The 24,282-nt window shown below is 41.6% G+C and carries 18 protein-coding genes; 13 read left to right on the top strand and 5 right to left on the bottom strand.

What is annotated here, in order from left to right:
• Window positions 1-4 precede the first annotated feature (4 nt).
• The 4 genes from AC1VOR_RS04040 to AC1VOR_RS04025 all read left to right on the top strand — a co-directional run bounded on the left by AC1VOR_RS04040 (window position 5) and on the right by AC1VOR_RS04025 (window position 5,086).
• Window positions 5-1,759 (top strand): cache domain-containing sensor histidine kinase, encoded by a 1,755-nt coding sequence (locus AC1VOR_RS04040; RefSeq protein ID WP_482615980.1) that lies wholly within the window; start codon window positions 5-7, stop codon window positions 1,757-1,759.
• A 203-nt stretch (window positions 1,760-1,962) separates the two neighbouring features.
• A complete protein-coding gene (locus AC1VOR_RS04035) occupies window positions 1,963-3,270 on the top strand; it encodes an ABC transporter substrate-binding protein (protein WP_482615979.1) in 1,308 nt (435 codons plus the stop codon).
• A 135-nt stretch (window positions 3,271-3,405) separates the two neighbouring features.
• Window positions 3,406-4,269: a carbohydrate ABC transporter permease gene (locus AC1VOR_RS04030; RefSeq protein WP_482616399.1), complete on the top strand. Its 864-nt coding sequence runs from the start codon at window positions 3,406-3,408 to the stop codon at window positions 4,267-4,269.
• Window positions 4,262-5,086 (top strand): carbohydrate ABC transporter permease, encoded by an 825-nt coding sequence (locus AC1VOR_RS04025; protein WP_482615978.1) that lies wholly within the window; start codon window positions 4,262-4,264, stop codon window positions 5,084-5,086. Before AC1VOR_RS04030 ends, AC1VOR_RS04025 begins: the two co-directional genes overlap by 8 nt.
• 60 nt (window positions 5,087-5,146) lie before the next feature.
• Here the strand turns inward: AC1VOR_RS04025 and AC1VOR_RS04020 are convergent, their stop codons facing one another.
• From AC1VOR_RS04020 to AC1VOR_RS04000, 5 genes are all read right to left on the bottom strand, one after another.
• Window positions 5,147-5,983, bottom strand: a complete 837-nt coding sequence (locus AC1VOR_RS04020; protein ID WP_482616398.1) for an IS3 family transposase — start codon at window positions 5,981-5,983, stop codon at window positions 5,147-5,149.
• Window positions 5,980-6,327 (bottom strand): transposase, encoded by a 348-nt coding sequence (locus tag AC1VOR_RS04015; RefSeq protein WP_482615977.1) that lies wholly within the window; start codon window positions 6,325-6,327, stop codon window positions 5,980-5,982. The genes AC1VOR_RS04020 and AC1VOR_RS04015 overlap by 4 nt, the downstream gene beginning before the upstream one ends.
• A 776-nt stretch (window positions 6,328-7,103) precedes the next feature.
• On the bottom strand, window positions 7,104-8,045 hold the full coding sequence (locus AC1VOR_RS04010; protein WP_482615976.1) for a stalk domain-containing protein: 942 nt from the start codon (window positions 8,043-8,045) through the stop codon (window positions 7,104-7,106).
• Between the two features lie 14 nt (window positions 8,046-8,059).
• On the bottom strand, window positions 8,060-8,467 hold the full coding sequence (locus AC1VOR_RS04005; protein ID WP_482615975.1) for a hypothetical protein: 408 nt from the start codon (window positions 8,465-8,467) through the stop codon (window positions 8,060-8,062).
• Window positions 8,468-8,756: 289 nt separating this feature from the next.
• Window positions 8,757-9,200 carry an RNA polymerase sigma factor gene (locus AC1VOR_RS04000; protein ID WP_482615974.1) on the bottom strand — a complete coding sequence of 148 codons (444 nt, stop codon included), beginning with the start codon at window positions 9,198-9,200 and terminating at the stop codon, window positions 8,757-8,759.
• Between the two features lie 1,032 nt (window positions 9,201-10,232).
• Here AC1VOR_RS04000 and AC1VOR_RS03995 point away from each other — a divergent pair.
• The 9 genes from AC1VOR_RS03995 to AC1VOR_RS03955 all read left to right on the top strand — a co-directional run bounded on the left by AC1VOR_RS03995 (window position 10,233) and on the right by AC1VOR_RS03955 (window position 23,628).
• Complete coding sequence (locus AC1VOR_RS03995) at window positions 10,233-10,691, top strand: helix-turn-helix domain-containing protein (protein WP_482615973.1); 459 nt, start codon at window positions 10,233-10,235, stop codon at window positions 10,689-10,691.
• Window positions 10,692-10,797: 106 nt separating this feature from the next.
• Window positions 10,798-11,268, top strand: a complete 471-nt coding sequence (locus AC1VOR_RS03990) for an IS630 family transposase (RefSeq protein WP_482616397.1) — start codon at window positions 10,798-10,800, stop codon at window positions 11,266-11,268.
• Between the two features lie 403 nt (window positions 11,269-11,671).
• Window positions 11,672-12,565, top strand: coding sequence for an ABC transporter permease (locus AC1VOR_RS03985; protein WP_482615972.1), 894 nt, complete (start codon window positions 11,672-11,674; stop codon window positions 12,563-12,565).
• A gap of 4 nt (window positions 12,566-12,569) precedes the next feature.
• Complete coding sequence (locus AC1VOR_RS03980) at window positions 12,570-13,469, top strand: carbohydrate ABC transporter permease (RefSeq protein WP_482615971.1); 900 nt, start codon at window positions 12,570-12,572, stop codon at window positions 13,467-13,469.
• Between the two features lie 65 nt (window positions 13,470-13,534).
• Complete coding sequence (locus AC1VOR_RS03975; RefSeq protein ID WP_482615970.1) at window positions 13,535-15,193, top strand: type 2 periplasmic-binding domain-containing protein; 1,659 nt, start codon at window positions 13,535-13,537, stop codon at window positions 15,191-15,193.
• A 34-nt stretch (window positions 15,194-15,227) separates the two neighbouring features.
• Window positions 15,228-17,306, top strand: a complete 2,079-nt coding sequence (locus AC1VOR_RS03970; protein WP_482615969.1) for a beta-galactosidase — start codon at window positions 15,228-15,230, stop codon at window positions 17,304-17,306.
• Window positions 17,260-19,218 (top strand): cache domain-containing sensor histidine kinase, encoded by a 1,959-nt coding sequence (locus tag AC1VOR_RS03965; RefSeq protein ID WP_482615968.1) that lies wholly within the window; start codon window positions 17,260-17,262, stop codon window positions 19,216-19,218. The genes AC1VOR_RS03970 and AC1VOR_RS03965 overlap by 47 nt, the downstream gene beginning before the upstream one ends.
• Window positions 19,190-20,800 carry a response regulator transcription factor gene (locus AC1VOR_RS03960; protein WP_482615967.1) on the top strand — a complete coding sequence of 537 codons (1,611 nt, stop codon included), beginning with the start codon at window positions 19,190-19,192 and terminating at the stop codon, window positions 20,798-20,800. The genes AC1VOR_RS03965 and AC1VOR_RS03960 overlap by 29 nt, the downstream gene beginning before the upstream one ends.
• A 17-nt stretch (window positions 20,801-20,817) precedes the next feature.
• On the top strand, window positions 20,818-23,628 hold the full coding sequence (locus AC1VOR_RS03955) for a glycoside hydrolase family 2 TIM barrel-domain containing protein (RefSeq protein ID WP_482615966.1): 2,811 nt from the start codon (window positions 20,818-20,820) through the stop codon (window positions 23,626-23,628).
• Window positions 23,629-24,282: the final 654 nt, after the last annotated feature.

The raw sequence follows: 24,282 nt of genomic DNA, 5'->3' as shown, positions 1-24,282 counted from the left end.
ACCAATGAAATTCATTCTGGAAAGGTTACAAAATCAGCGCTTATTCTCAAAATTATTTATCGTCATGACAGTGAGTATCATCTCAGTTTGCGTAGTGACATCATTAATTACCATTCGAGTGTCAGAGAGGTTGTTCGTTGAAACGTTCAGTATTACAAACAGCAAGGTGCTTGAGCAGATAAAGACGGGGTTAGATTCCTTTAACGATTCTGTAATTAATGCGGCAACCTATGCTTCCCAGAGCGGAACAATTAAGACATTCCTCATTGGGGGCAACGCAGACTCAGTCACCATGTCTAAGCTCTACTACAGAATGTCTGAGCAGATGAAGCAGCTATCCTCGTACATCAATGCATATGAAGTTACAATAACGATGTCTGGAATTAATGGACGTATTTATTCAACTGACCGGGCGTATTCAACTACAAATTCAGAGCCTCATTTCATCCCAGAAGCAGACACAACCAGCAATACTTCAAATCGCTTAACTTATCAACTGAAGACAGACAAGGATGCAGACAATTTTATTGTAGCTTCGAAAGCACTTGTTGAGCATAGCAAAAGCAGCCCATATGGGTTGTTGTATATAACAATTCGTGAGCAGCAATTCAGGCAATTCTATACTAACTTTACCAGTACAGGTAACGATGTTTTATTCCTTGATTCTAATGGTGTAATCGTGTCCTCGAATCTTTCCGAGAGGGTAGGGCAGAGTGACCTGCAATTGTTAAAAGAGGCACAACGAATAGCAGAAGAGCAACAGGATTATAGCACAGGAGAAATTTTGAGCAAGGATAAGATTATTCTTTCGTCTTATTTGCCCAATTATAATTTGTATTTGGTTAACCTGATTGACAGGCAATATACTGCCGGCAAAATTATTGATGTCCGGTCCATCATAATGGTTAGTTTAGGAGTAATAGCAGTAGCTTTATTAGTTGTATTCTTAATTTCTAGAAGATTAACCCGTTCTTTAACTCGGCTGGTTAGGCAAATGTCTTCAATTACCAAACGGGATTTTAGCAATTATATTAATATAAGCGGAGGTTATGAAGTCAGGGAGCTTGGGAAGGGTTATAATTACATGCTTGATGAGGTGAATGATTATATCACGCGTCTACTGGATACCCAAAAAGAGCAGCGTAATGCCGAACTTGCCGCGCTTCAGCATCAGATTAACCCACACTTTCTTTACAATACATTAGCCACGATTAAAATTCTGGTTCAAAGAGGAAGTAAGGAGGCTGCTGCAGATACTATTAATGCTCTTATTAACTTGCTGCAGAACACAATTAGCAATGTTTCCGAAACAATCACAATTGCTCAAGAGTTGGAAAATATGAAGAATTATGTACTCATCAACCATTTGCGTTATGGTGAGCAAATCAAGGTGAATTATTATGTTTCATCAGATTGTTTCCCTTGTAAGGTGCCAAAGCTAATTATTCAGCCCTTTATTGAGAATGCCTTCTTTCATGCTTTTAATAAAAAAGACGAAGGGACCATTACAATTATGATTTCCAAAAGTCAGAATGATCTAGTTTGTGAAGTTATGGATAATGGTGACGGAATGGATATGAGCGATGAGAGTGTCAACCTTCTAAATTCTACAAGCCGGCGTCAATTGTTCACAGGGATCGGAATTCAGAATGTAGATGATCGAATCAAACTGTTTTATGGAGAGCCTTATGGTGTGCAAATCAGGAGTGCTAAGGGTGAAGGAACACAGATCCGAGTGACAATACCTTTCATCCTCTAAAAAGCGCAATTTATATAGAAATATCACCATAATCTTAAGATAAGACCAATATAAAGAATGCATTTCTATGATCATAACGAAAAAACGCCAATTCTTGCGAAGATGTTTCTAACCTGCCTAAAACCCATAATGTTAATATAAAAGCGGTTACAAAATAGCGCTTACTTGTACGCGCTTACTACATCAAGGGGGTTAAGTTGTAAATGAAAAAAACATATCTCATGACACTTGTATGTACTCTGTTGCTTCTGACACTATCCGCGTGCTCCGGAAACACCAAGAATGCAGAGTCTGATGCTTCCACAGGTAACTCAGAAGGAGTAAAAGAAATTACGGTCTGGGCGTGGGATCCTAATTTCAACATTGCTGCACTGAAGATTGCTAAGGAAAGATATGAGGCAAAGCACACTGACGTTAAAGTAAACATTGTGGAATATGCCCAAAATGATATTGTGCAAAAGCTTAACACTGGGCTAAACTCGGGAACAACCAAGGGACTTCCCAACATTGTATTGATTGAGGATTACCGGGCTCAAAATTTCTTGATGGCTTATACCAACTCTTTTCTCGATATGTCTGATGTAATTAAAGCGGATAATTTCGCTGACTATAAAATCGGGCCAACGAGTTATGAGGGGAAACAATATGGGGTTCCGTTCGACTCCGGTGCCACAGGTCTATATGTTCGTACGGACTATTTGAAGCAGGCTGGTTTTACAGTAAATGATTTAACCAATATTGATTGGAAGCAATATATCGAAATTGGTAAAAAAGTTAAAGAGGCTACGGGAAAAGATATGCTTACTCAAGATCCCAACGACCTGGCTTTAATCCGTATGATGGCTCAATCAGCCGGAACATGGTATTTGAAAGAAGACGGGAAGACGCCTAACATTGCCGGAAATGATTCTTTGAAGCAAGCCCTTGAAACCTATAAGGCAATCTTTGATGCCAATATTGTAAAGATGAATTCAGATTGGAGTCAATTTCTTGCGGCGTTTAACAACGGGGATGTTGCTTCAATTCCAACAGGTAACTGGATTACGCCATCGGTCAAGGCGGAGATGTCCCAGTCTGGAAATTGGGCGGTTGTTCCAATCCCCCGCCTTGCAAACAATCCAAACTCAGTAAACGCATCTAGTGTTGGAGGAAGTTCATGGTATGTCATGAATTTGGACGGTAAAGAGACTGCGGCTGATTTCCTAAAAGAAACATTCGGTTCTGATAATGAGTTGTACTCACAGATGATTGAAAAAGCAGGTGTAGTTGGTTCGCTTAAAGCCGCCTCGAGTGGGGCTGCTTATGAGACGGGCGATGCATTCTTCGGAGGTCAAAAAATTTATTCAGACTTTGCAAAATGGACTGCGGAAGTTCCTAAAGTAAACTATGGTTTGCATACGTATGCTATTGAGGACATTTTGGTTATTGAAATTCAGAACTATTTGAACGGTAAAGCTATTGACAATGTCATTCAAGATGCTCAAAAACAAGCTGAATCACAACTTCAGTAAAAGAGGATAATAGAGTAAAGCCTTGGGCTGCACTAGGCTCAGGGCTTTACTCATAAGAATAGGAATTACTATAGATAGATATTTAATTAGGTTAAGGAGTTGAAAGAAATGAGAGATTCCGGTATAGCGGCAAGCATGAAGAAATCAGCTGTAGGTTGGTTCTTTGTCATAACCTCAGTGCTATTAATCATGTTTTTCTATTTTTATCCGATGATTCAGGCATTGATTCTGTCATTTCAGAGCGGGACAGGTTCCAATTTAAGCTTTAACGGCTTAAGTAATTATAAACGTCTGTTTACGGATTCGATGTTTATTACTGCCGTAACCAACACTTTTATATATTTAATTATACAAGTTCCATTAATGGTTTTAATAGCACTTTTATTGTCAGTAATGTTAAACGATCAGAACCTTAAGTTTAAGGGTTTTTTTCGTACAGCAATATTTTTACCTTCTATCACCTCACTCGTTGCTTATTCAGTAATATTTAAATACTTGTTTTCTGTTGATGGGTTAGTGAATTCATTGCTGTTGAATTTGCATTTAGTAAGTGAACCTATTCAATGGATAACTGCCCCCTTTTGGGCGAAAATTACTATTATTATCGCAATAACCTGGCGATGGACAGGATACAATATGATTTTTTACTTATCAGGAATGCAGAATATTGACCCTTCTATCTACGAAGCCGCCAGAATCGATGGAGCTTCTGCCACAAGGCAATTCTTTGGGATCACAATCCCTATGCTGAAGCCGATTATTTTATTTACATCAATAACTTCAACCATCGGAACACTTCAACTTTTCGACGAGGTTATGAACATTACTAAAGGTGGCCCTGGTAACGCTACTTCTACAATTTCACAATATATTTATAATCTTTCATTTAAATATTCTGCTGATTTTGGTTATGCTGCAACTGTCTCTTATTCCATTGTAATAATGATTTTGATCTTGGCATTCTTACAGTTTAAACTGGCAGGTGATCGTGATGCTTAAATTCAGAAGAATATTTATGTATTTATTTCTCAGTTTAGCCGCATTCATTTCGATCTTTCCATTCTTATGGATGATAGTGAGTGCAACTAACCCTTCGGTAGATGTGACTAAGGGCAGACTGCTGCCAGGCAGTAATCTGTTGGTTAACTTTCAGAATTTGCTTGATACGGTTGATATCGTTATTGCGTTGAAAAACTCACTATTGGTCTCGGTTTCTACAACTTTGCTAGCGCTACTGATTGCATCTTTAGCTGGTTACGGGTTTGAGATATATAAAAGTAAAGCCAAAACGATTGTTTTCAATATTCTTCTCTTGTCTATGATGATTCCATTTGCAGCATTGATGGTGCCATTGTATCGTTTATTCGGGAAGATCAGTAACCTGATCCCGATCATCGGAGTCGATACGCTATCGGCTGTGGTATTACCGACAATGACCACCGCCTTTCTCATCTTTTTCTTCCGGCAAAACACGAAAATGTTTCCTAAAGAGCTGCTGGAAGCAGGAAGAATTGACGGCCTGTCTGAGTTAGGACTGTTTTTCCGGGTATATGTCCCTACAATGAAAACTACTTATGCCGCAGCAGCAATTATTACTTTTATGAGCAGTTGGAATAATTATCTTTGGCCATTAATTGTTCTGCAATCCCCACAAAAACAGACGATTCCATTGCTTATTTCGACGCTTGGTTCAAGCTATGCACCTGATTTCGGCCTGATTATGCTTGCAATTGTCATTTCGACGATCCCGACAGCTATTGTATTCTTTGTTATGCAAAAACACTTTGTAGCAGGAATGCTTGGTTCGGTAAAATAATAAAAATTGATTTTTGCAGCTGTTTGGTCATACCCCTGTCAAGTAGACAGCTAAAAAAAGCTATGCAGCCAACGCGCATCGGTACTCAACCGGTGCGCGTTGTTTCAATTTGGCTTGAAATCTACGGTAGTTGTAGTGGTACATGTAGTCTTCTACAGCTTGCCGAATTTCCGCCCCTGAATTACACTGATTAAGGTACAACTTCTCTGTCTTGAGATGCGAAAAGAAGGATTCGATGCATGCGTTATCCAGGCAGGTTGCTTTGCGAGAGTGGCTGCCGTTAACGCCGAATGCCTCTAATTGTGTGTTGTACGCCTGAGACGTGTACTGGAAGCCCTGATCCGAATGGAGAACGGCTTCCGAGACGTTTCTTTTTCTTGTCCACTGCGAAACGGTATCCAGAACAAGTTCAATATCGTTCCGATCTGACAATTGCCAAGCAACGATTTCGTTGTTGAATAGATCTTGAATGACGGACAAGTAATGAAAGTGGGTCCCATCTGAAATATAGGTAATATCGGTCACCATTTTTTGTTGGGGCGCTGTAGCATGGAACTGACGCTTTAGGCGATTTGGATATACAACAGAAGGTGTATAACTGGACCGTTTCCTCTTCTTTCGAATAATCGATTGGATCGATAGCTCCCTTGCCAATCGCCATACTTTCTTGTGATTCACACGGTATCCTGCTTCCCATAAGGCGGTCGTCATGCGAGGGTAGCCAAAATCGGGATGTGCAAAATGAATGGCCATCATGTGTTTCTTAATCTCATGTTTCTTGTCTTTTCGTGCGTCACATTGAGATTGTGTGGCTCGCCATTTGTAATAGCTGGCCCGGAGGATTCCGGCAATGGCTAACAGTCTTGTAATACCGTGCAGAGCGCGTAGTTCCTCTATAATTTTGTAGTTCTCTTGTTGGCAGGGTGCTTCTCCTTTACTAGATTTGGATATCGCTTTTTTAAATAATCCACCTGCGCCCTCAGGTAGTCTCGTTCTTCCTCCACGCTGTCAAATACGGTGCGTGGGCGTCCCTTCATTGGGTTTGGCCCGATGCCTTTTTGCTCATCAAATGACTCCCCGTTTTGCCATTTCTTTACCCATACCTTCAGTTGTGAACAGTTACAGATTCCTTCTCGCTCTGCTACCACTTTGTAGCTCGAAGAACCCCCTAAATACGCTTTGACCGCCTTTAACTTGAATTCTTCTGTATACGTCTGGAATCTTTGTCCTTTTTTAGCCATAAAAATATCCCCTCCAAGTGTCACTCAAATCTCCATCATAACATGAAATTTTTTTCAGAGTGTCTACTTGAAGGGGATAATACCAGTTGACCCTTGATATCAAGGGTTTTTTCTTTTATGAGGTGCTTAAATCAGGCATAGTCAATCAAAAAGAAATAAATCCAATCATAGTATATTCTCGCGTCTCTGTTTTCCCGTTACGATTAAGGCAAGGGGAGGAGTAATCATGATAGCAAAAATGTATAAATATCGTTGGCAGTATTTAATGATTTTACCAGGCGTCATATTATTGTTTCTATTCAGCTATATTCCGATGGCAGGGATTTAAGTGGCGTTCAGAGATTTCCGGATCGGTACCTCCATTTGGAGCAGCCCGTGGATAGGGATGGACAACTTTGCATTTTTACATGAGTCGCAATTTGGGACTGTTGTCAAAAACACTTTATTTATTTTGGTATTAAAATTTATCTTCGGGTTTCCGGCACCGATACTGTTGGAAGGATATTGCCAAGCCGGAAAAGCAGATCGAACAGGAAAAGTAACTTCGGGCCAATACTGCTCGAGCGTACTGCGTATGGATTTTTCGCTGCTTTGTTAAAGTAGCATGAAAATAGATCTGCTGCACGACAGTAAAGAGAAAAACTGTTGTGCAGCAGATCTATGTGTTAATATATTAAATTAATTAAAAATCGGAAGGAATATTTTGATTTGTTTTGGTGACAGATTTTATATCGACAAATCAAAGCGGCTTAAATTTCTGATAGCAGCCACGCATCTTAATCAAGCTCGTTCATCACAGGCGATATGGTAATGACCATTGCTTCAACGCCGACCTCGTTGAAAAACTCTTTAAAAAGAGAAGCCGGAACGTAGGTATATCCATCGCGAATAACTGCAGCAGTCTCAAGCTCTATTGTGCGGGTAATATCGATAACCGTTAGTTTCCCAGTGAATTGGGCTGTCGTCGAACCGTTGTGCAATATTACCTTTTGAATATTATCTTCCATAAAGATATCTTTCGTTGCTGATACCCAGTCAACTTTATAGCCCAACGCTTCCCCGGTCATGCGCAAGGGAACCATGAGCACGCCATTATCGATGTATGCGGAATACGGCAGATTCTTTGTGTTTATGAGCGTTTCGTTCACGAGGATTTGGTAGCCCTCTGTTTTGCCAGGCTCTGGTTCTCCGTCAGTAATATAGTACACGTGCTCCGAAACCGACACAGTGTCATCGGTCACTGCAACATCATTGAAGAACTCAATGAACAGGTTTACAGGGGCGTAGACCGTGTTTTCCACAACCGCAACAGCGCCGTCCAGTTCAATGCTTCTGCTGAGGTCAATGATTTTCAGCTTACCGATAAACTCCGCATTTTTTCTATCCTTCGTGAGAACGACCTTTTGGATGGAGTCCTCGATGGTAAACGTGCTGCTTTCGGCATCCCACGTATAAGTGTAGCCGATCCCATCGCAGATGACAGCCACAGGAACCATTGTGATGCCGTCTTCTTTATAGAAAGCATTCGGCAGCTTCGATATATCGACAGCCTTGCCGTTTACCACCAACCCTGTCAGATTCTTTTGCTCCGTATCCTGTGTGGGGCTATCGACATAAGGGGCCTGATCGAAGTCATACTGAGCGGTACTCGCACCGGCACATGGAACAGCGCTGCCGAGTAAAGTCAGGGAGAGAAGAAGTGCAAATATCTTTTTCACAATTTAATCCATCCTTATTTTAATTGTAGTATCAAACTACTGATTTCATGCGAGTAGTCCGGTTCTTCATGCGGGTCGCTTTCGGGAAACGCGGCCGTTCCACTGACATTGTAGTCATAGTAGTGGTAAAAATACCCGTTGTATGACCATGCGGCATACTGGTGACCGTCCTCCCAACCAAAAGATACAGATACGCCGTCTATGGTTTCAAGGCCATAGTTATCTTCTGCCATTTCATCGCTGTCACGTGAGATTTGAAAGCTGGATCCGTCGCTGTATTGAATATTACCCATTTCCGCATACTCACCGGACGAATGGAGCACGTAAGCGGAGGCGGTTTTGTTTTCCAGCACCGGCACAGTGTATCCCAGGTACTCCTGCATTTCAGAAACAGATGTTACCTCCGTGATCTCGTTCTCCATTTTTGGCAGTGTCTCTGTTGACGCACTAAAATGCTGAACGACCATGGCTGCGTACAGACATATGCAGACGCATGCGGCAACGGACAGCCACCGAACTATCGGGCTGATGGGTCGTCGGAAACGGTTTTTTCAGGAAACTCGATGATATTGCACCGTCCGCTGCTCTGTGGGTAGTTTTTTTGTTAAAATGCTCTCTGACCGCATCTTCGTTGGCTTTTATGATCCATTTATCGCTGATGTACTGTATGCCGTTCCATAGGGTATCGGTCATATTGCGTATCCCTACTTGTCAAGATGTGCTTTTAGCTTGCCGCGCTCGAAACAGGCACGTTGCAATGCTGTTTTCGCTCATGCCGGTTAGAGATGCAATGAAAGCAAGCGAGTCACAGTAGAAATATCGCCTTACAAAAAGCATCTGTGTATCTTCATCAAGGAACTCAAGAAATGAATCAATGATTCCTCCCAGCTCACTCCTCTCCGGCTGGCGGATACTTGCGTCCGGGATAATCTCGCAAAGTTCGTCTGTTAACGATACCATTTCGGCGTTCCTTTTCTGCGCTGTGTTGTACCGAAAAACCTTATACGACAAATTCCTGACGATCCGGCACAAGTATGCGCCGAAGTTTTCAGGCTTAGTCGGCGGGATTTGTTTCCATGCAGCAAGATATGTATCGTTCACGCATTTTTCCGAATCAGGCTGACTTCCTATGATATTGACCGATAGACACGTCAATTACCTGCCGTACTTTGAATCCGTCTCACGGATTGAATCTTGATCCAGTTTAAAAAACAAGCTAATAATTACGCTGTCTTCCATTGCTCCTCCTTTCCCGGCAAACCCGTTTGAATTTAAGGGCCTTCACTATGTATGTACCAAAAGAGATACAGGATATTTCGCACTTATTACTTTTTAGTAAAACACAATTATGTAGTCATCCTGATTTTTTCTTTTAGTATCAATCATTATAAATTACCTTGCATCAGGATTATACCATTTTGATGGTAGTTTTTCATTATGAGTATTCGTCTCCATGTCAAGCTCTTTTTAACACACTGTCTGTAATCTTTGAGCATCATCTGTGCTGATTACCTGCAAACCATTGATGATATTTTTCTATGTATTTCTAATCCTTTTGTATTACATAGCAGCGTTAACATCTCTTTCAAACTATTGCGATATTGATTATATAATCTTTCGTCTATACTGGTGAGCGAATACAATGTGATATTTACACATCTATTTGGTTCGAGCTAAATTATTTGCTGTACTTGCCATTAAAATTACTCCTTCTTTTGTTATAAAGCAGCTCGAACACCTGAATTATATATCAGAAAGGTGCTTTTTGTATGACAATCGATACACACCCGCATAGCGGGTGGCTTTATGTTTTACACGCTATACGAGTTCAACAGGCTTATAAGTCTATAAACTAAACTTCGGGCCAACTTGGCCCGAAGTCATTACCCGAAGTCATTATGCTGGATAATTGATTGCTAGAACTCTAATTTTAAAATGGATCAGTTGGGTTAGATACAACATACCATTCTTTATTAAATATAAGGTAACAGTCCTTCTCGCCATTTTAAGTAACATTTGATTCTTCATTATTGATAACAAATGAATATGATTCGCCACCCTCCACATTACCGGGCGTGTTACCTTTCTTAAAATCTTTTTGATGGGCCGAAAGACCTCCTAGTACCTTGACCGTGAATAGTTTTACCTTTAAGTTCTTCATATAGAGTCAAACGGGAGGGCTTAGACATGAACAAAAAATACGTAGTTGAACTCAATGACAACGAACGCGAACAGATTCAACAACTTCTTCATAGGAAGGAGACTTCTCGGGGGATTCGGAATCGCTGTTTCATCCTCATGTTGGTCGATGAAAGTCAAGGAGCCATTCCCAGGCAGATGGAGATTGCCCAGCGAGTAGGTGTCAGTGACGTTACGATCCACCATACCTTGAAAAGTTACTGTACCCGTGGCTTGGAGGCTACCCTGAGTTATGGAAAGCGGCTGGAGCCAGGAAATCCCGCGCTCATTACGGGAGAACTTGAGGCCAGAATCATAGCATTGGCCTGTTCTGAGTCACCTGAGGGCTATGCTTGCTGGACCGTTCGTCTGTTGACGCGCTGGGTCATCGAACTGAATATCATGGAATCCGTGGGACGAGAGACGATTCGAACCACGTTAAAAAAACGAAACTTAAGCCTCACTTAAAGAAACAATGGTGTATTCCCGCCAAATCCAATGCTGAATTTGTTGCCCGGATGGAGGATATTTTGGAGACATATGCGCTCCCGTACGATCCTGAAATCCCGCTGATCTGTATGGACGAAAACCAATCCAACTTCTAGAAGATTCTCGTCCATCGGAACCGATGAAACCCGGACAAGTGTGTCGTGAAGACTACGAGTATGTCCGTAAAGGAAGCTCTAGCGTTTTCCTATTCACAGAACCTTTAGTCGGATGGCGTCATGTGCAGGCCAGTGAGCGGCCAACTAAAGCAGATTGGGCGATGCAAATCAAGGAATTACTTGACGTTCACTATCCTCATGCGAAACGGCTTCGGCTCGTGATGGATAACTTTAACACGCATACGATTTCCTCTTTGTATGAAACGTTTGCTCCGGAACAGGCATTATCGCTGGCCAGGCGTTTGGAAATTCATTATACCCCCAAACACGGAAGCTGGCTGAACATGGCGGAAATTGAGTTGAGCGCAATGACGGTTCAATGTCTGGATCGACGTATCGGTTCTACGGAACAACTGCAACACGAAATCACAGCTGGATAGAGCTTGGAATCTCTTCCCGGTAATAAGGTTTTTGCCCCGCTTTGGAGCCCAAATAGATCTGAAATCCCCATTCTTTTAGGGTCAAGCTATCGCCCGATGACTCGGGCAGGCCTTTCTTCTTCTACAAAATTGTCTAACGTATTTGGAAATAAATAAATTTGATGTACACCCGCACCTTCAATAAAACGGTATCCATTTTCATACATAGAAACGGAGAGTTCAAAGATTGTTAGACAAACTGACGTTTGGTGGTGTGAGAGGTTGGCTACTCCACTAATGGGCAGCTATCTATCCTATTTTTAGTTTGGAAAATGAGACCCAACCAAAACGAAAGAAATCCAATCATTAAAGATGGTCGAAATTTCCCTTCCTGTTTTAAGATGAAGCAGGAGGAGGGGGAAATATGTTAGGTATGCTTTATAAGTATCGTTGGCAATATGTCATGATATTGCCCGGAGTAATGCTGCTCTTCTTGTTTAGCTACATTCCGATGGCGGGGATACAAATCGCATTCAGAGACTTTCGAATCGGGACCTCTATCTGGAATAGTCCATGGGTGGGATTGGAGAATTTTTCATTTTTGATGGAACCGCAATTTTGGGTAGTGGTCAAAAATACGTTGTTCATTTCTGTCCTGAAATTTATTTTTGGTTTTCCCGCTCCTATCATACTGGCATTGATGATCAATGAAGTGACACATGCGGGGTTTAAACGTTTTGTTCAATCTGTCAGTTATCTGCCGCATTTTTTCTCATGGATTGTTGTTGCTTATATTCTGCAAGCCTTTTTAACCATGGATGGTGGCTTAGTCAACGAATTTGTCACCAGAGCAGGCGGAGAACCTATATTTTTCCTAGGGTCTACGGAGTGGTTCAGGCCAATGGTAATTTCAAGCGGCTTATGGAAAGAGACCGGGTGGAACACCATTCTCTATCTGGCTGCAATAACTACAATAGATCCACAGCTTTATGAAGCAGCTAAAGTAGAAGGGGCGGGAAAAATGGCGCAAATTCGTCATATTACGATCCCGGGTATATTACCTACCATCTCCATCGTACTTATTTTAAGTATTCCAAGCTTAATTTCTGTAGGGATGGATCAAATTTATCCATTAATGAATTCGGCAAATATGGAAGTTGCTGACGTTCTGGATACTTATGTACTTCGTAGCGGGCTACAGCAGGGGTACTTTGGGATGGCGACAGCCGTAGGGTTGTTGTCCTCGCTAATCAGTTTAGTTCTGGTCCTTCTCACTAACGGGCTATCTAGAAAAATCAACGGTGAGGGATTGTGGTGATGACATGGTGAAACAATTTAATCTCGAGAAATTCATACAAGCGGTAATCGTTTTGTTGTTGGCGTTAGTTTGTTTGTCCGTTCTGTATCCCTTCTTGTACATGTTAGCCATTTCCCTCAATGAGGGGGGGGACGCGGCTAGGGGAGGAGTGTATCTATGGCCCCGAGCATTCACCTTAATCAACTATGAAATCGTATTAGGAAATGAAATCATACGGCATGCTTATCTAATTACGATTGTCCGAACGGTTGTTGGAACATTTGCAGGTCTTTTCGTGACTCTCTTAATTGCTTTTGGAATCTCATATAGAAGTTTACCATTGCGAGGTCCCATCCTCACATACATTTTAATTACAATGCTTTTTAGTGGTGGACTTGTACCATTGTATATTCAATTAAACAACTTAGGCTTACTTAATACATTCTGGGTTTATATTTTCCCAAGCCTATTTTCTGTTTGGAATATGTTTGTCATGTTAAAGTTCATCCAGGGGATCCCTGAGGCATTGATCGAATCAGCCGAACTGGATGGAGCAGGGCCGTTGCGTATTCTTTTGCAAATTATTATCCCACTTTCCAAACCGATGTTAGCCGCATTAGGGTTGTTTACGGCCGTTGGACATTGGAATGACTGGTTTGCCGGAGCTTTCTTTGTCACAGATCAATCCTTGATTCCGGTACAGACCTTTTTGCAGCAACTGTTGTCGGCTCCCGATCTTTCCTCTGTCGTTGGATCCAATGCCAATCAGGAAGCATTGGCTAGAGGCTCATCCATGCAAAACATTACGCTGATGTCTATCAAAATGGCAGTCGTAATGGTAAGCGCTTTACCAATTCTCTGTGTTTATCCTTTTCTTCAAAAGTATTTTGTTAAGGGTGTGCTTATTGGATCTGTTAAAGGTTGAATCTAGTTTCGGGTATAAGGTCATTCCACATACCATTAAAATGAACAGGTGGGGGAGATTTAATCATGAAATCAAGGGAAATCGGGAGACGCTTCATAACTTTGACATTAGTTATCGTGTTAGCTTTACTTTCAGGTTGTGTAAGTGGTGGGCAAGTCGGAGTTGGCAATACCGGAGGTTCTGCTGTTGAAGGTGAGTCTACTTCATTTGATTTATGGCTGGGCTGGGCTGCGACAATTAACAATGACAGTCTTATTCAAAAGTACTGGAGAGAGACTGACCCTGGCGTAAATATTAAGCTTGAGGCTACGCAAGGTGATGCTATTACTGCCTTGAATTTGAAAATTAACACGGGCGGGTTCAAAGATGCGGCTATTTTTAATCGGAATGATACTGTAAACAATGCCCTGAAACGTTCGAATCTGATTATGCCGGTGGAGCAATATTTTGATATGCCCGATAAATATCCAGGACTGGCGTCTATACCTAAGGAATATTTGGAGCAGATGAAGGATGAGGATGGTCATATCTACTCTATTCCAACATATTTTGATGTTAATCCATCTGACCCGTGGCCAGGATGGGCTTCCAATGCATGGTTTATCCGCACGGACATTTTGGAGCAGACAGGGATGACCGAGGGCGACCTGGCTACGATTGAAGGCGTGGATAAATACCTTGAGAAAGCAGCCCAACTTAAGGATGAATCAGGAAAATCGTTAATTCCACTAGGAATCTTAACTGATCAAAATGATGAGAATGCGGTGCTTTCAGCATTTGGTGTTACTATTGGAGCAGCTGGGGGAGTAGCTGCCGTAGGTCAAAGAAATAATGAATTTGTGTTCCAATACGATGATCCTGGCTATAAGGCAGCTTTCAAATGGATGAACAAGATGTATCTCAAAGGAATTCTAGACCCTGAGGCGTTAACGGATAAAAAGGAACGTTATATGGAGAAAAACAAAAGTGGACGTTACGCTGCAAATATCGGAAGCTTTTGGAGCTTTGACGCTACGTTATGGGAGCAGTTGGATGGCCCAACATCACCAGGATGGTTTTATAAACCAATTCCTTTCCCTAAAGTAGAAGGCGTGGAGGAATTAGGGGCTATACAGGTTGTTAATCCTTATCCGTATTACGACACTTATGTCAGCAAAAACACTAACAATTTGGACGCCATTTTGAAGTTTTTTGATTATACTTTAACAAATAAAGTAGAACAAGGGATGATCGTTAATGATGGACCTGTAGGTAAATATTGGGATTGGACAGATCAGCCTTACGGGGAATGGAAGTACATTGACCCTGAATATAAGGAATTACGTAATTCTGGTGATCAGGCCAAAAAAGCAAAGGTAACTCCGGAATTGTGGCAGACTTCTAATTATAGTAACAAGTGGTATTCGTGGTGGAACTACGGGGAAAATGATCATGTTGGAGCAGCCAAAACTGCTGAATTCTCTAAGATGATTGGTGAGATGGGAATCACTCGTATTGCAGAGAAGCGTGATATGGTCAAGGCAAAGCCGGGGGGAGCCTGGGAAAAATACGGTCTTGAACTTGATAATGTACGAAAAGAATATCGTGCTAAGTTGATTTTGGCTAAAGATGAAGCACAGTTTGAGAAGGCATGGAGTGATTTTGAGTCTGCACTAGAGAAACGTGCTCATTGGAGTGAATTGAAACAAGAATGGAACGAGGTTTACCAAGAAATGTCCAAATAGTAGATTGCTATGCCTATCAGGGGGTGAGTGAAATATGGTTGGCAAATTACCACCTATCAGTTGCAAGTTGCCATTGCTCATGCATGGTGCAGATTACAATCCAGATCAATGGTTGCATGATCTAGACGTGCTTGAGAAGGATATCCGGCTTATGAAATTGGCTAATTGCAACGTTATGGCCGTTGGTATATTTGCCTGGTCAAAGCTAGAGCCGGAAGAAGGTATATTTGACTTTATCTGGTTGGATGAGGTCCTGAGACGTTTTACCAAGCATGGAATCTATGCTTGGCTGGCCACGCCGAGTGGAGCTCGTCCGGCTTGGATGTCTCAGAAATATCCGGAAGTACTGAGAGTTGGTGCAAATCGCGTGCGTAATTTACATGGAGGACGCCATAATCATTGCCATACTTCCTCTGTTTATCGTGAGAAAGTAAGTATAATTAATGAAAAGCTGGCAGAACGTTACAGTCATAATCCCGCTGTTATTGGTTGGCATATTTCAAATGAGTATGGCGGCGAATGTCATTGTGAGGGGTGCCAAGCTGCTTTCCGCGAGTGGCTAAAGGTGAAGTACGGGTCACTTGAATCATTAAACCATGCTTGGTGGACTTCATTCTGGAGCCATACTTACACGGACTGGTCTCAGGTGGAATCGCCCGCTCCTCACGGAGAGTGGGAGGTGCATGGTCAAAATCTGGATTGGCATCGCTTTAATACGGATATAACTATCGATTTCTATAAGCATGAAGTTGCCCCTTTAAAAGCTGCTAATCCTGAGTTGCCCTGCACTACAAACTTTATGGATTTGAATATGGACATGGATTATCATAAATTTGCTGAAGCGGTGGATGTGATCTCCTGGGACGCTTATCCTGCGTGGCATGAACATACCACGGAAATTGAAGTGGCTAGCCGTTTTGCGTTTAATCATGATTTGATGAGATCATTAAAGAAGAAGCCATTCATATTAATGGAAAGTACGCCAAGTCAGACCAATTGGCAACCTATCAGTAAGTTGAAGCGCCCAGGTATGCATCGTCTGTCTTCACTGCAAGCAGTAGCTCATGGAGCAGATGCAGTTCAATATTTCCAGTGGCGAAAAAGCCGGGGTTCCAGCGAAAAATTTCACGGGGCCGTAGTGGATCATGTAGGTCATGAACGTACCCGTGTATTCCAAGACGTCGCAGAACTTGGTACGACGCTTGTCCAACTGGCTAATGTTACAGGAACGATAGTTCCGGCAGAGGCGGCTATTATGTATGATTGGAATAATCGCTGGGCAGTGCGGGATGCGCAAGGGCCTCGTAATCAGGGAATTCATTATGAAGGAACGGTCATCCAGCATTACCGTGCTCTCTGGAATTTGGGAGTTCCCACTGATGTTGTTGGCCCGGATGATGCACTGGATGGATACAAGTTGCTGCTGTTGCCGTTGGTCTACTTAATCAAACCAGATACGGCGAAAAGAATCGAGCAGTTTGTGCGTGCAGGAGGGACAGTGGTTGTTACGTATTGGTCAGGGATTGTTAACGAGAATGATCTTTGCTATCTTGGAGGGGTTCCGGGACCATTACGAACAACAGTAGGGATCTGGGCAGAGGAAATTGAAGGTCTTTACGATCATGATCGTAATTGCTTAATTATGAATAAGGGCAATTCGCTTCATCTTCAGGGAACGTATGAGATTCGGGAACTTTGTGAGCTGATTCATGTAGAGACCGCAGAAGTTCTGGCGGTTTACGGGGAAGATTTTTATAATGGTCAGCCAGCATTTACTCTCAATCGACTGGGTTCTGGACATGCTTACTATTTGGCAGCTCGTGTTAGTGATCCTTCATTTTATGCTAATGTTTATGGTCAGCTGGTTCACAAACTGGATATTCGTCGTGCCATCCTTACATCACTACCGGAAGGAATCACTGCCCAGATTCGTAGCGACGGGGAGAATGAATATGTTTTCTTGCTGAACTTCTCAGGTCAGTCGGCTATCATTGAACTGGATTCTGAAGAATATATTGATGCGGAAAATCAGAGCCTGATAAGGGGAGTCTTGGAGCTTCCACTCTATGGATCTCGCATTCTTAAACGTTCACACTCTGGAAGTCAAAATTAAATTTGAAATATATGTAAATATTGGAGCATTCCGTTTGAAAAAGGGATGCTCCGTTTACCGTTTTAAATATTATTGCAATGTGTATATGGAGAGGAGGGTTATTACACTGAAACGGCAAATAGATAGATGGATTATTTATATGACTCGGTCAATGAGTTTGAGAGGTAAAATCGTATTTTTATACAGTTTAATTGTCTTTTTACCAACGACATTACTTGCAGCGGGTGCTGGCTATTTAGCGGCTCATAACGTGCGGGCTAACTATATGCTAACCATACGGGAAGCCGTTCGTCAAAGTGCACAAAGTATTGCTTTCAAGAAGCAGAGCTATGATTTACTTGTCATTCGAACGGCTACGGATGGAGAATTGACTTCCAGGTTGTCACGAGATTATTCAGATTGGTCCGAGCAGCTTGAAATGGTACAATACGTTGATCGTTCTTTTCTTATTATATCTAAATATTTGCCGGGGATAGAGGACTTTCGTATTTACCATACAAATGAAACGTTGCTGCAAGATGGAGGACTATTATGGAAACCAGAGGATCGGATGTTGTCTGGTATACCTGAGGAAGAGTGGTACAAACAAACCATTGCATCGGATGATACTTTAACTTGGAGGAATTTGCTCCATGATAGGCAAAAGTTGGTTGTTACCCGGAAAATTATGGACAAGTATAATTATATACACGGTGTTGTGTACATGCTCCTGAATTACAATGAAGTATTGGCTGAACCTTTTAAGTCACCATTTAATGGAGCAGGCGAGTTGTACATTATTGATAAAGAGAACCATATCATTGCCTCTTCAATACCTGATGAAATTGGGAAGTTCTTGAAAGATTCAACGCTTGAGCCTTATTGGCATCAAAATACAAAGGAAGCATCAGTCAAAGGAAAGGTATTGGTAACTAGCCAGCTCGATTCCGGTTGGACAGTGGCGGCTCTTGTACACATTGATCAACTAGAAAAACAGTCCAGGCATATATTTATGATTATAGGTGCGGGTATGATTTTTTTTATGTTGATCTCCACTTTCCTCCTTTTAATAATTATAAAGTATATTGTGCTGCGTATTCGAAAGCTCGGCACACGAATGAATGATATCTCAGAGGGATTGTTTGATGTAACGGTAAAGAACAGAGATCAGGACGAGTTAGGAGAACTAGAGGTCTTGTTTAATCACATGTCCAGACAACTGGGCAAATTGGTCAAAGAAAATACTGAGGTGATATTAAAGGAAAAGGAACAGGCTTTTAAAGCTTTGCAAGCACAAATTAATCCCCATTTTATCTACAATACGCTTGGTTTAATTCGTTGGAGAGCGATGGATATGATGGATGAGACGCAGATTCTTCTTGTGGATGCCATGACAACCTTCTATCGTCAAGCCTTAAATAATAGTGATAACGTCACGCTGATTCGTAATGAATTGGAGCATATCCATGCCTATATCGCCATACAGCAACAACGCTATCCTGATCGAGTAAATGTAGAATGGAATGTTGAGCAGGACACGATGGATTTTTATACTATTAAAATGGTGCTGCAGCCGATTGTGGAGAATTGCTACTTGCATGGTCAAATTACCAAGAAAAACGGCTTCATACGAATAGATATTTACCAGTCCGACGGTCAAATGTGTTTGAAAATTTTTGATAATGGTGCTGGAATCGAGTCAGACATGCTTGAACGAATTCGAAAGGGAGACTATGTTGGATGCAGGAACGGATTCGGTATTAAAAATATCCAAGAACGGTTGAATTTATATTTTGGGACCAAGGCCTGCATGAACGTAACCAGTGTTCAAGGGGAGTGGACTGAGATAACCATTCAATTTCCCATTTGTAGAGAACGTCCTGAAATTATAAGAGGTGAGGGATATGATGGTTCAAGCCTTGATCGTAGATGATGAATGGGTGCAGATTCAAGGGCTGGTTAGTCATGTTCATTGGGGGAATCTTGGGTATAAACCTCCGTATACTGCTGAATCGGGTGAGGAAGCGCTTCGTATTCTGCAGGAAAGATCGGTTGATGTTTTAATTACAGATGTATCTATGCCGGGTATGTCCGGAATTGAGCTGCTCACCAAATGTGTGTCAGGGGCAATCTCAAATCAGTGTATGCAAACACTTCTCATTAGTGGGTATGATGAGTTCCAATTTGTACAAGAAGCGATTCTTTTGGGGGCCAAAGCCTATATACTTAAACCAGTGAAAATCGATGAACTTGAGGAACGACTACGTATTTTTCGAATTGATATTGAGAAAAGAAATCAAATCCAGATGGAGACCACTGTGTTGAAAGAAAAAGTAAGTTACAGCCTTGATGTCTTGCAAGAACGTTTTGTTAACGATCTAATTGAAGGCAAAATTCAGGGGAAGGAGTTGACTGAATCATGGAAACGGTTACTGAATCTTTCTGAAGATGAATGGAGGTTCCGGCTGTTCGTTTTTGGTTATGACCAGTTGCAGCATTCACCTTTAAAGGATGCTCACCAACGTATTCAATTAAGTGATGGTCTGCTTCGTGCAGTCAAGGTGAGTTTATCTAGTTTTGAGCGTACTTATATCGGTAAGACTGGTACGGATGAGGTGGCTGTGCTTCATATGAATGCTATTCCCAATGAGCGTGCAAAAATTGAAAAGCAGTTTATCTTTGTGCAGGATGTAATCCGTGAGCAATATGATGCTTCTATTACTGTTGGGATAAGCAGGGAATGTGATCTTGAAGAAGTGGAATTTCTATATAAGGAAGTAAAATACATGCTTGCTAATGCCCGATTGGGTGAAGGAGGAAGTATACATTATTTCGATTTGATGGTGGCTTCCAGTTATCGTGAATTCAAGTTGCATGAGGAGGATATATCCGAAGTAATCAGGCTGTTGGAACAAGGTGGAGTCAAACAGGCAGTTGCTTATTTCAATCAGGTATTTGATATACTCCTTACCCAAAACACGGTTACATTCTCTTATATACAGGCATTTGGCATGGCCCTGATCAGTGAGTTAGCGAGGAAATACAGACATATTAAAGAAACAGAGGGTGAAATGAATATCCGCATATGGAAAAGGATGATTGAATGCACTCGTGCTCAGGAAATTCGTGAAATTGTGATGGAATATCTTTGCCAGTATATCAGGTATGAGTTTAATGAGCAGACACTGCAACATAATTTGATTCACAAAATTTCTAAGCATATCGAAGATAATTTGCTAAATCATGGGACAGTCAAGGAGCTTGCCGAGCAATTTCATTTGAATCCAACCTATCTGAGTGTACTATTCAAAAAGAAAACCGGCAAAACAATATCAGAGTTCGTTCAAGAAATTCGAATTAATAAAGCGAAGAACTTGTTGAGAGACCCCAATATTAAAGTGTACGAGGTAGCCGAACAGATAGGATTTCAAACAACGGCATACTTTACAACCTTCTTTAAGAAAGCTACGGGAATTACCCCGCAGGAGTTTAGAGACTATTATTATGATTATTAGAGGGAGATGGGGCTGGAATGCTGCAGAAATTGAGCTTGCAAGGACGCTGGAATTTGTATTTGGATGAGAATAAGCAAGGGCTGCAATTGCCGTATCGCGATTCAATAGAACTGCCTAATACTACTTCTCATGCCCGGAAAGGGAGAAGGAGTCAGGAAGTGCAGATAGGAGCGCTAACAGATGAGTACGCCTTTGAAGGAAGTGTATGGTATAATCGGAAATTTGAAATTTCGGATGAACTTGCTGGACGAGAAATCGTTCTATTTCTAGAGCGTACAAGAATAACTACGGTCTGGATTAATGGACAGGAAGTTGGTACACAAAATAGCCTTAGCACACCGCATCGTTACAAGCTTCCGAAGGGATTGCGTGCAGGTAGACATGATATAACAATTCGGGTAGATAACACCGGGTATCCTACCAAGGGAGGGCATCTGACTTCCGGTGATACTCAAACGAATTGGAATGGAATTACCGGTCTTATCGAATTGCAATTTTATGCCTCTACGTATCTTGAGCAATTGCGAATCTATCCGGATGTTGTGAATCGAACACTACAACTGACGGGCCGATTGCATGAGGGACAGGCAAATACACTACTGACAGTGACAGCGGAAAGCATGACTGGGGGTATAAAGCATGAAGTTCTATCGCAGGTTTATCCAATAGCTTCAGAGTTCTTTGAAATAAGTTATGTGCTTGGGCAAGAGGCATTGCTGTGGAGTGACGAACATCCCAATCTTTATAAACTTCGGATCGGTTTAATGAGGGGGGATGAAGAACTATTAGACCAACAGGAACTAATTGTCGGCTTGAGGGAATTTGAGGCAAGCGGTGATAAATTCTTGATCAATGGAAAACCTACATTCTTAAGAGGAAAGCACGATGGCCTCATCTTTCCTCTTACCGGGTATGCCCCTACTGAATTAAGTGAATGGCTAAGAATTATGAATATAGCTAAGTCTTATGGAATTAACCACTACCGTTTCCATACCTGTTGCCCGCCGGAGGCTGCCTTTTTGGCAGCTGATATGTTAGGAATTTATATAGAGCCGGAACTTCCGTTCTGGGGGACTGTGACGGATGAAAGCTATGATCACCATAATGCACCTGAGCAGGAGTATTTAATCAGTGAGGGCTACGCTATGCTGGAGGCCTTCGGCAATCATCCTTCCTTTGTAATGATGTCTTTGGGCAATGAGTTATGGGGTAGTAAAACTAGAATGAATGAAATTTTAAAGGATTACAAGACTTTTGATCGCCGTCATTTATATACTCAGGGCTCAAATAATTTTCAGTTCAATCCAATAATATTGGAGCAAGATGACTTTTTTTGCGGGGTCCGCTTCTCTCGGGACCGCCTGATCAGAGGTTCTTATGCCATGTGTGATGCACCTCAAGGGCATGTACAGTTAAATCGGCCCAATACTATGAAAGACTACGATTTGCGAATTAAGCCACCACAGAGCATTTCGATAAATGAAGCGACAGAGGACATTAGCGAAACTATACAAATCCAGTACGGTACGGGGATGAAAACGGTCAAAGCAGATGCAACAGGTGACGTTCTAATTCCTCAAATTCCCGTAATTTCTCATGAGGCTGGGCAGTATAGCATGTATCCAAATTTTGATGAAATTAGCAAATACAAGGGTTCTTTGAAGGCTAAGAATTTTGAAGCGTTCAAAGATCGGCTCGAAGCAAAAGGTATGGGCCATTTGGCTGAAAAGTTTTTCAAGTCATCGGGTAAACTCGCGGTGGATTGTTACAAAGAGGAACTAGAAGCGGTATTTCGCTCGAAATATTTAGCTGGATTTCAACTGCTGGACCTTCAAGATTTTACTGGACAAGGAACAGCGTTAGTTGGTGTTCTTGACGCCTTCATGGATTCAAAAGGACTAGTTACTCCAAAAGAGTGGAGGAATTTCTGTGGGAATGCTGTCTTACTGGCACGTTTTCAGAAATATACGTATAAGGGGGGAGAGGAGTTTGAGGCACAAATCGATCTCTCCTATTACCGCTCAGAAGCACCAAAAGGGTTAGTGCAGTGGGACATTATGGTCGGTCAGGAGCGTTTTACCGAAGGGGCCACGGTAATTGAGGCAGAAGACATGGAAACCTATTTGCAAGTTTGCAAAATACATTTTAAGCTTCCTTCAGTCACTGTCATGACCAAAGCAACGTTGTCTCTATCAGCTGAGAGTTTAGAATTGCACAAAAGTTATAACTTTTGGATATTTCCCAATAAGGTTGAGCTTGACTCCACCGGTATTAATCTATGCACCGTGTTTGATCAAAAAGTAATTTCTTTGCTTGAGAAGGGTGAAGACGTGCTACTTTTAATACAGCCCAACAAATTAATTCGAGCTATACCTGGGACCTACTGTACAGATTTTTGGTGTTATCCAATGTTCCGCTCTATCTCTGAAAGCATGAACAAACCTGTACCCATCGGAACCATGGGGTTATTAATTGAAAGTAATCATGCTCTGTTTAATCATTTTCCAACAGAGTCCTATTCTACTTATCCGTGGTGGGAGATCGTATCTCATTCAGCTTCGGTCATTTTGGATAATTTGCCCCGGAATTTACAGCCAATTGTCCAAACGATAGATAACTTTGAAAGAAATCATAAGCTGGGTTTGTTATTTGAAGCTCGTGTCCTGAATGGAAGAATACTGGCGGGGGCATTAGATTTTTACAAATTAGCTTCTACGCTTGAAGGAAAACAATTAATTTACAGTATGCTCCAATATATGAAGTCGGAGAAGTATAGTCCAAATGTAAAAATTAGCTTGGCGGAGCTGCAAGGTGTTTTTTCCATATGAGGTGTTTTCTTTAAAGAGAATCCTGCCGTGTCGTCAAAAAAGGCGTTGCAAGAAGAACAAGGGGAACGGCAAGATTCCATCTAGTTTATAAGTATCCATATCAGATAAATGCCGATGATTCTTTTTAAAAGTAAAGGGTCATCGGCATTTTAATGGAGTAAAACTAAAAACGATTCTTTTAATATAATTTATTGTAAACAAAACGAGGGAACGGACAATTATTGTGGTTATTATTAAAAACAAAACTAGGCAATCTTCAATAATACCATTAAATTAAAATGATGATTTCATGCAGAAAGGGTTGGAATTATATGGTTGCTTGCCAGTGTCGCCAATTTTAAGCTGACGAGTAATTTTTGAAATCAAGAATACGGGCTCTTCGTGCCGCTACCTTACTTGCGGACTTATTGAAGTAGCTAAGGTAGTTGGTGAATGGAAGCACTATTTAAATTGAAAGGAAACGATCTTTATTTATGGTAAGCAAGCGTGCAAATTCATGGTTTCCGAAAGAATGCCGATTTTGATTACTTCGAATGCATTGAGTATCCTAGGGTAGACTAAACTCGTTATTCATTAATTGCTTAATCATTTAATAATCTACTCCTCAGCCCATAACCTTGACGCCCTTAGAGCGCTAGAGTTATGATCGGGTTG

The sequence above is a fragment of the Paenibacillus sp. 1SOY10 genome (genome assembly GCF_056836745.1).
Note: the sequence above shows the minus strand (reverse complement) of the source record. Positions and strands in the feature narration are given on the sequence as shown.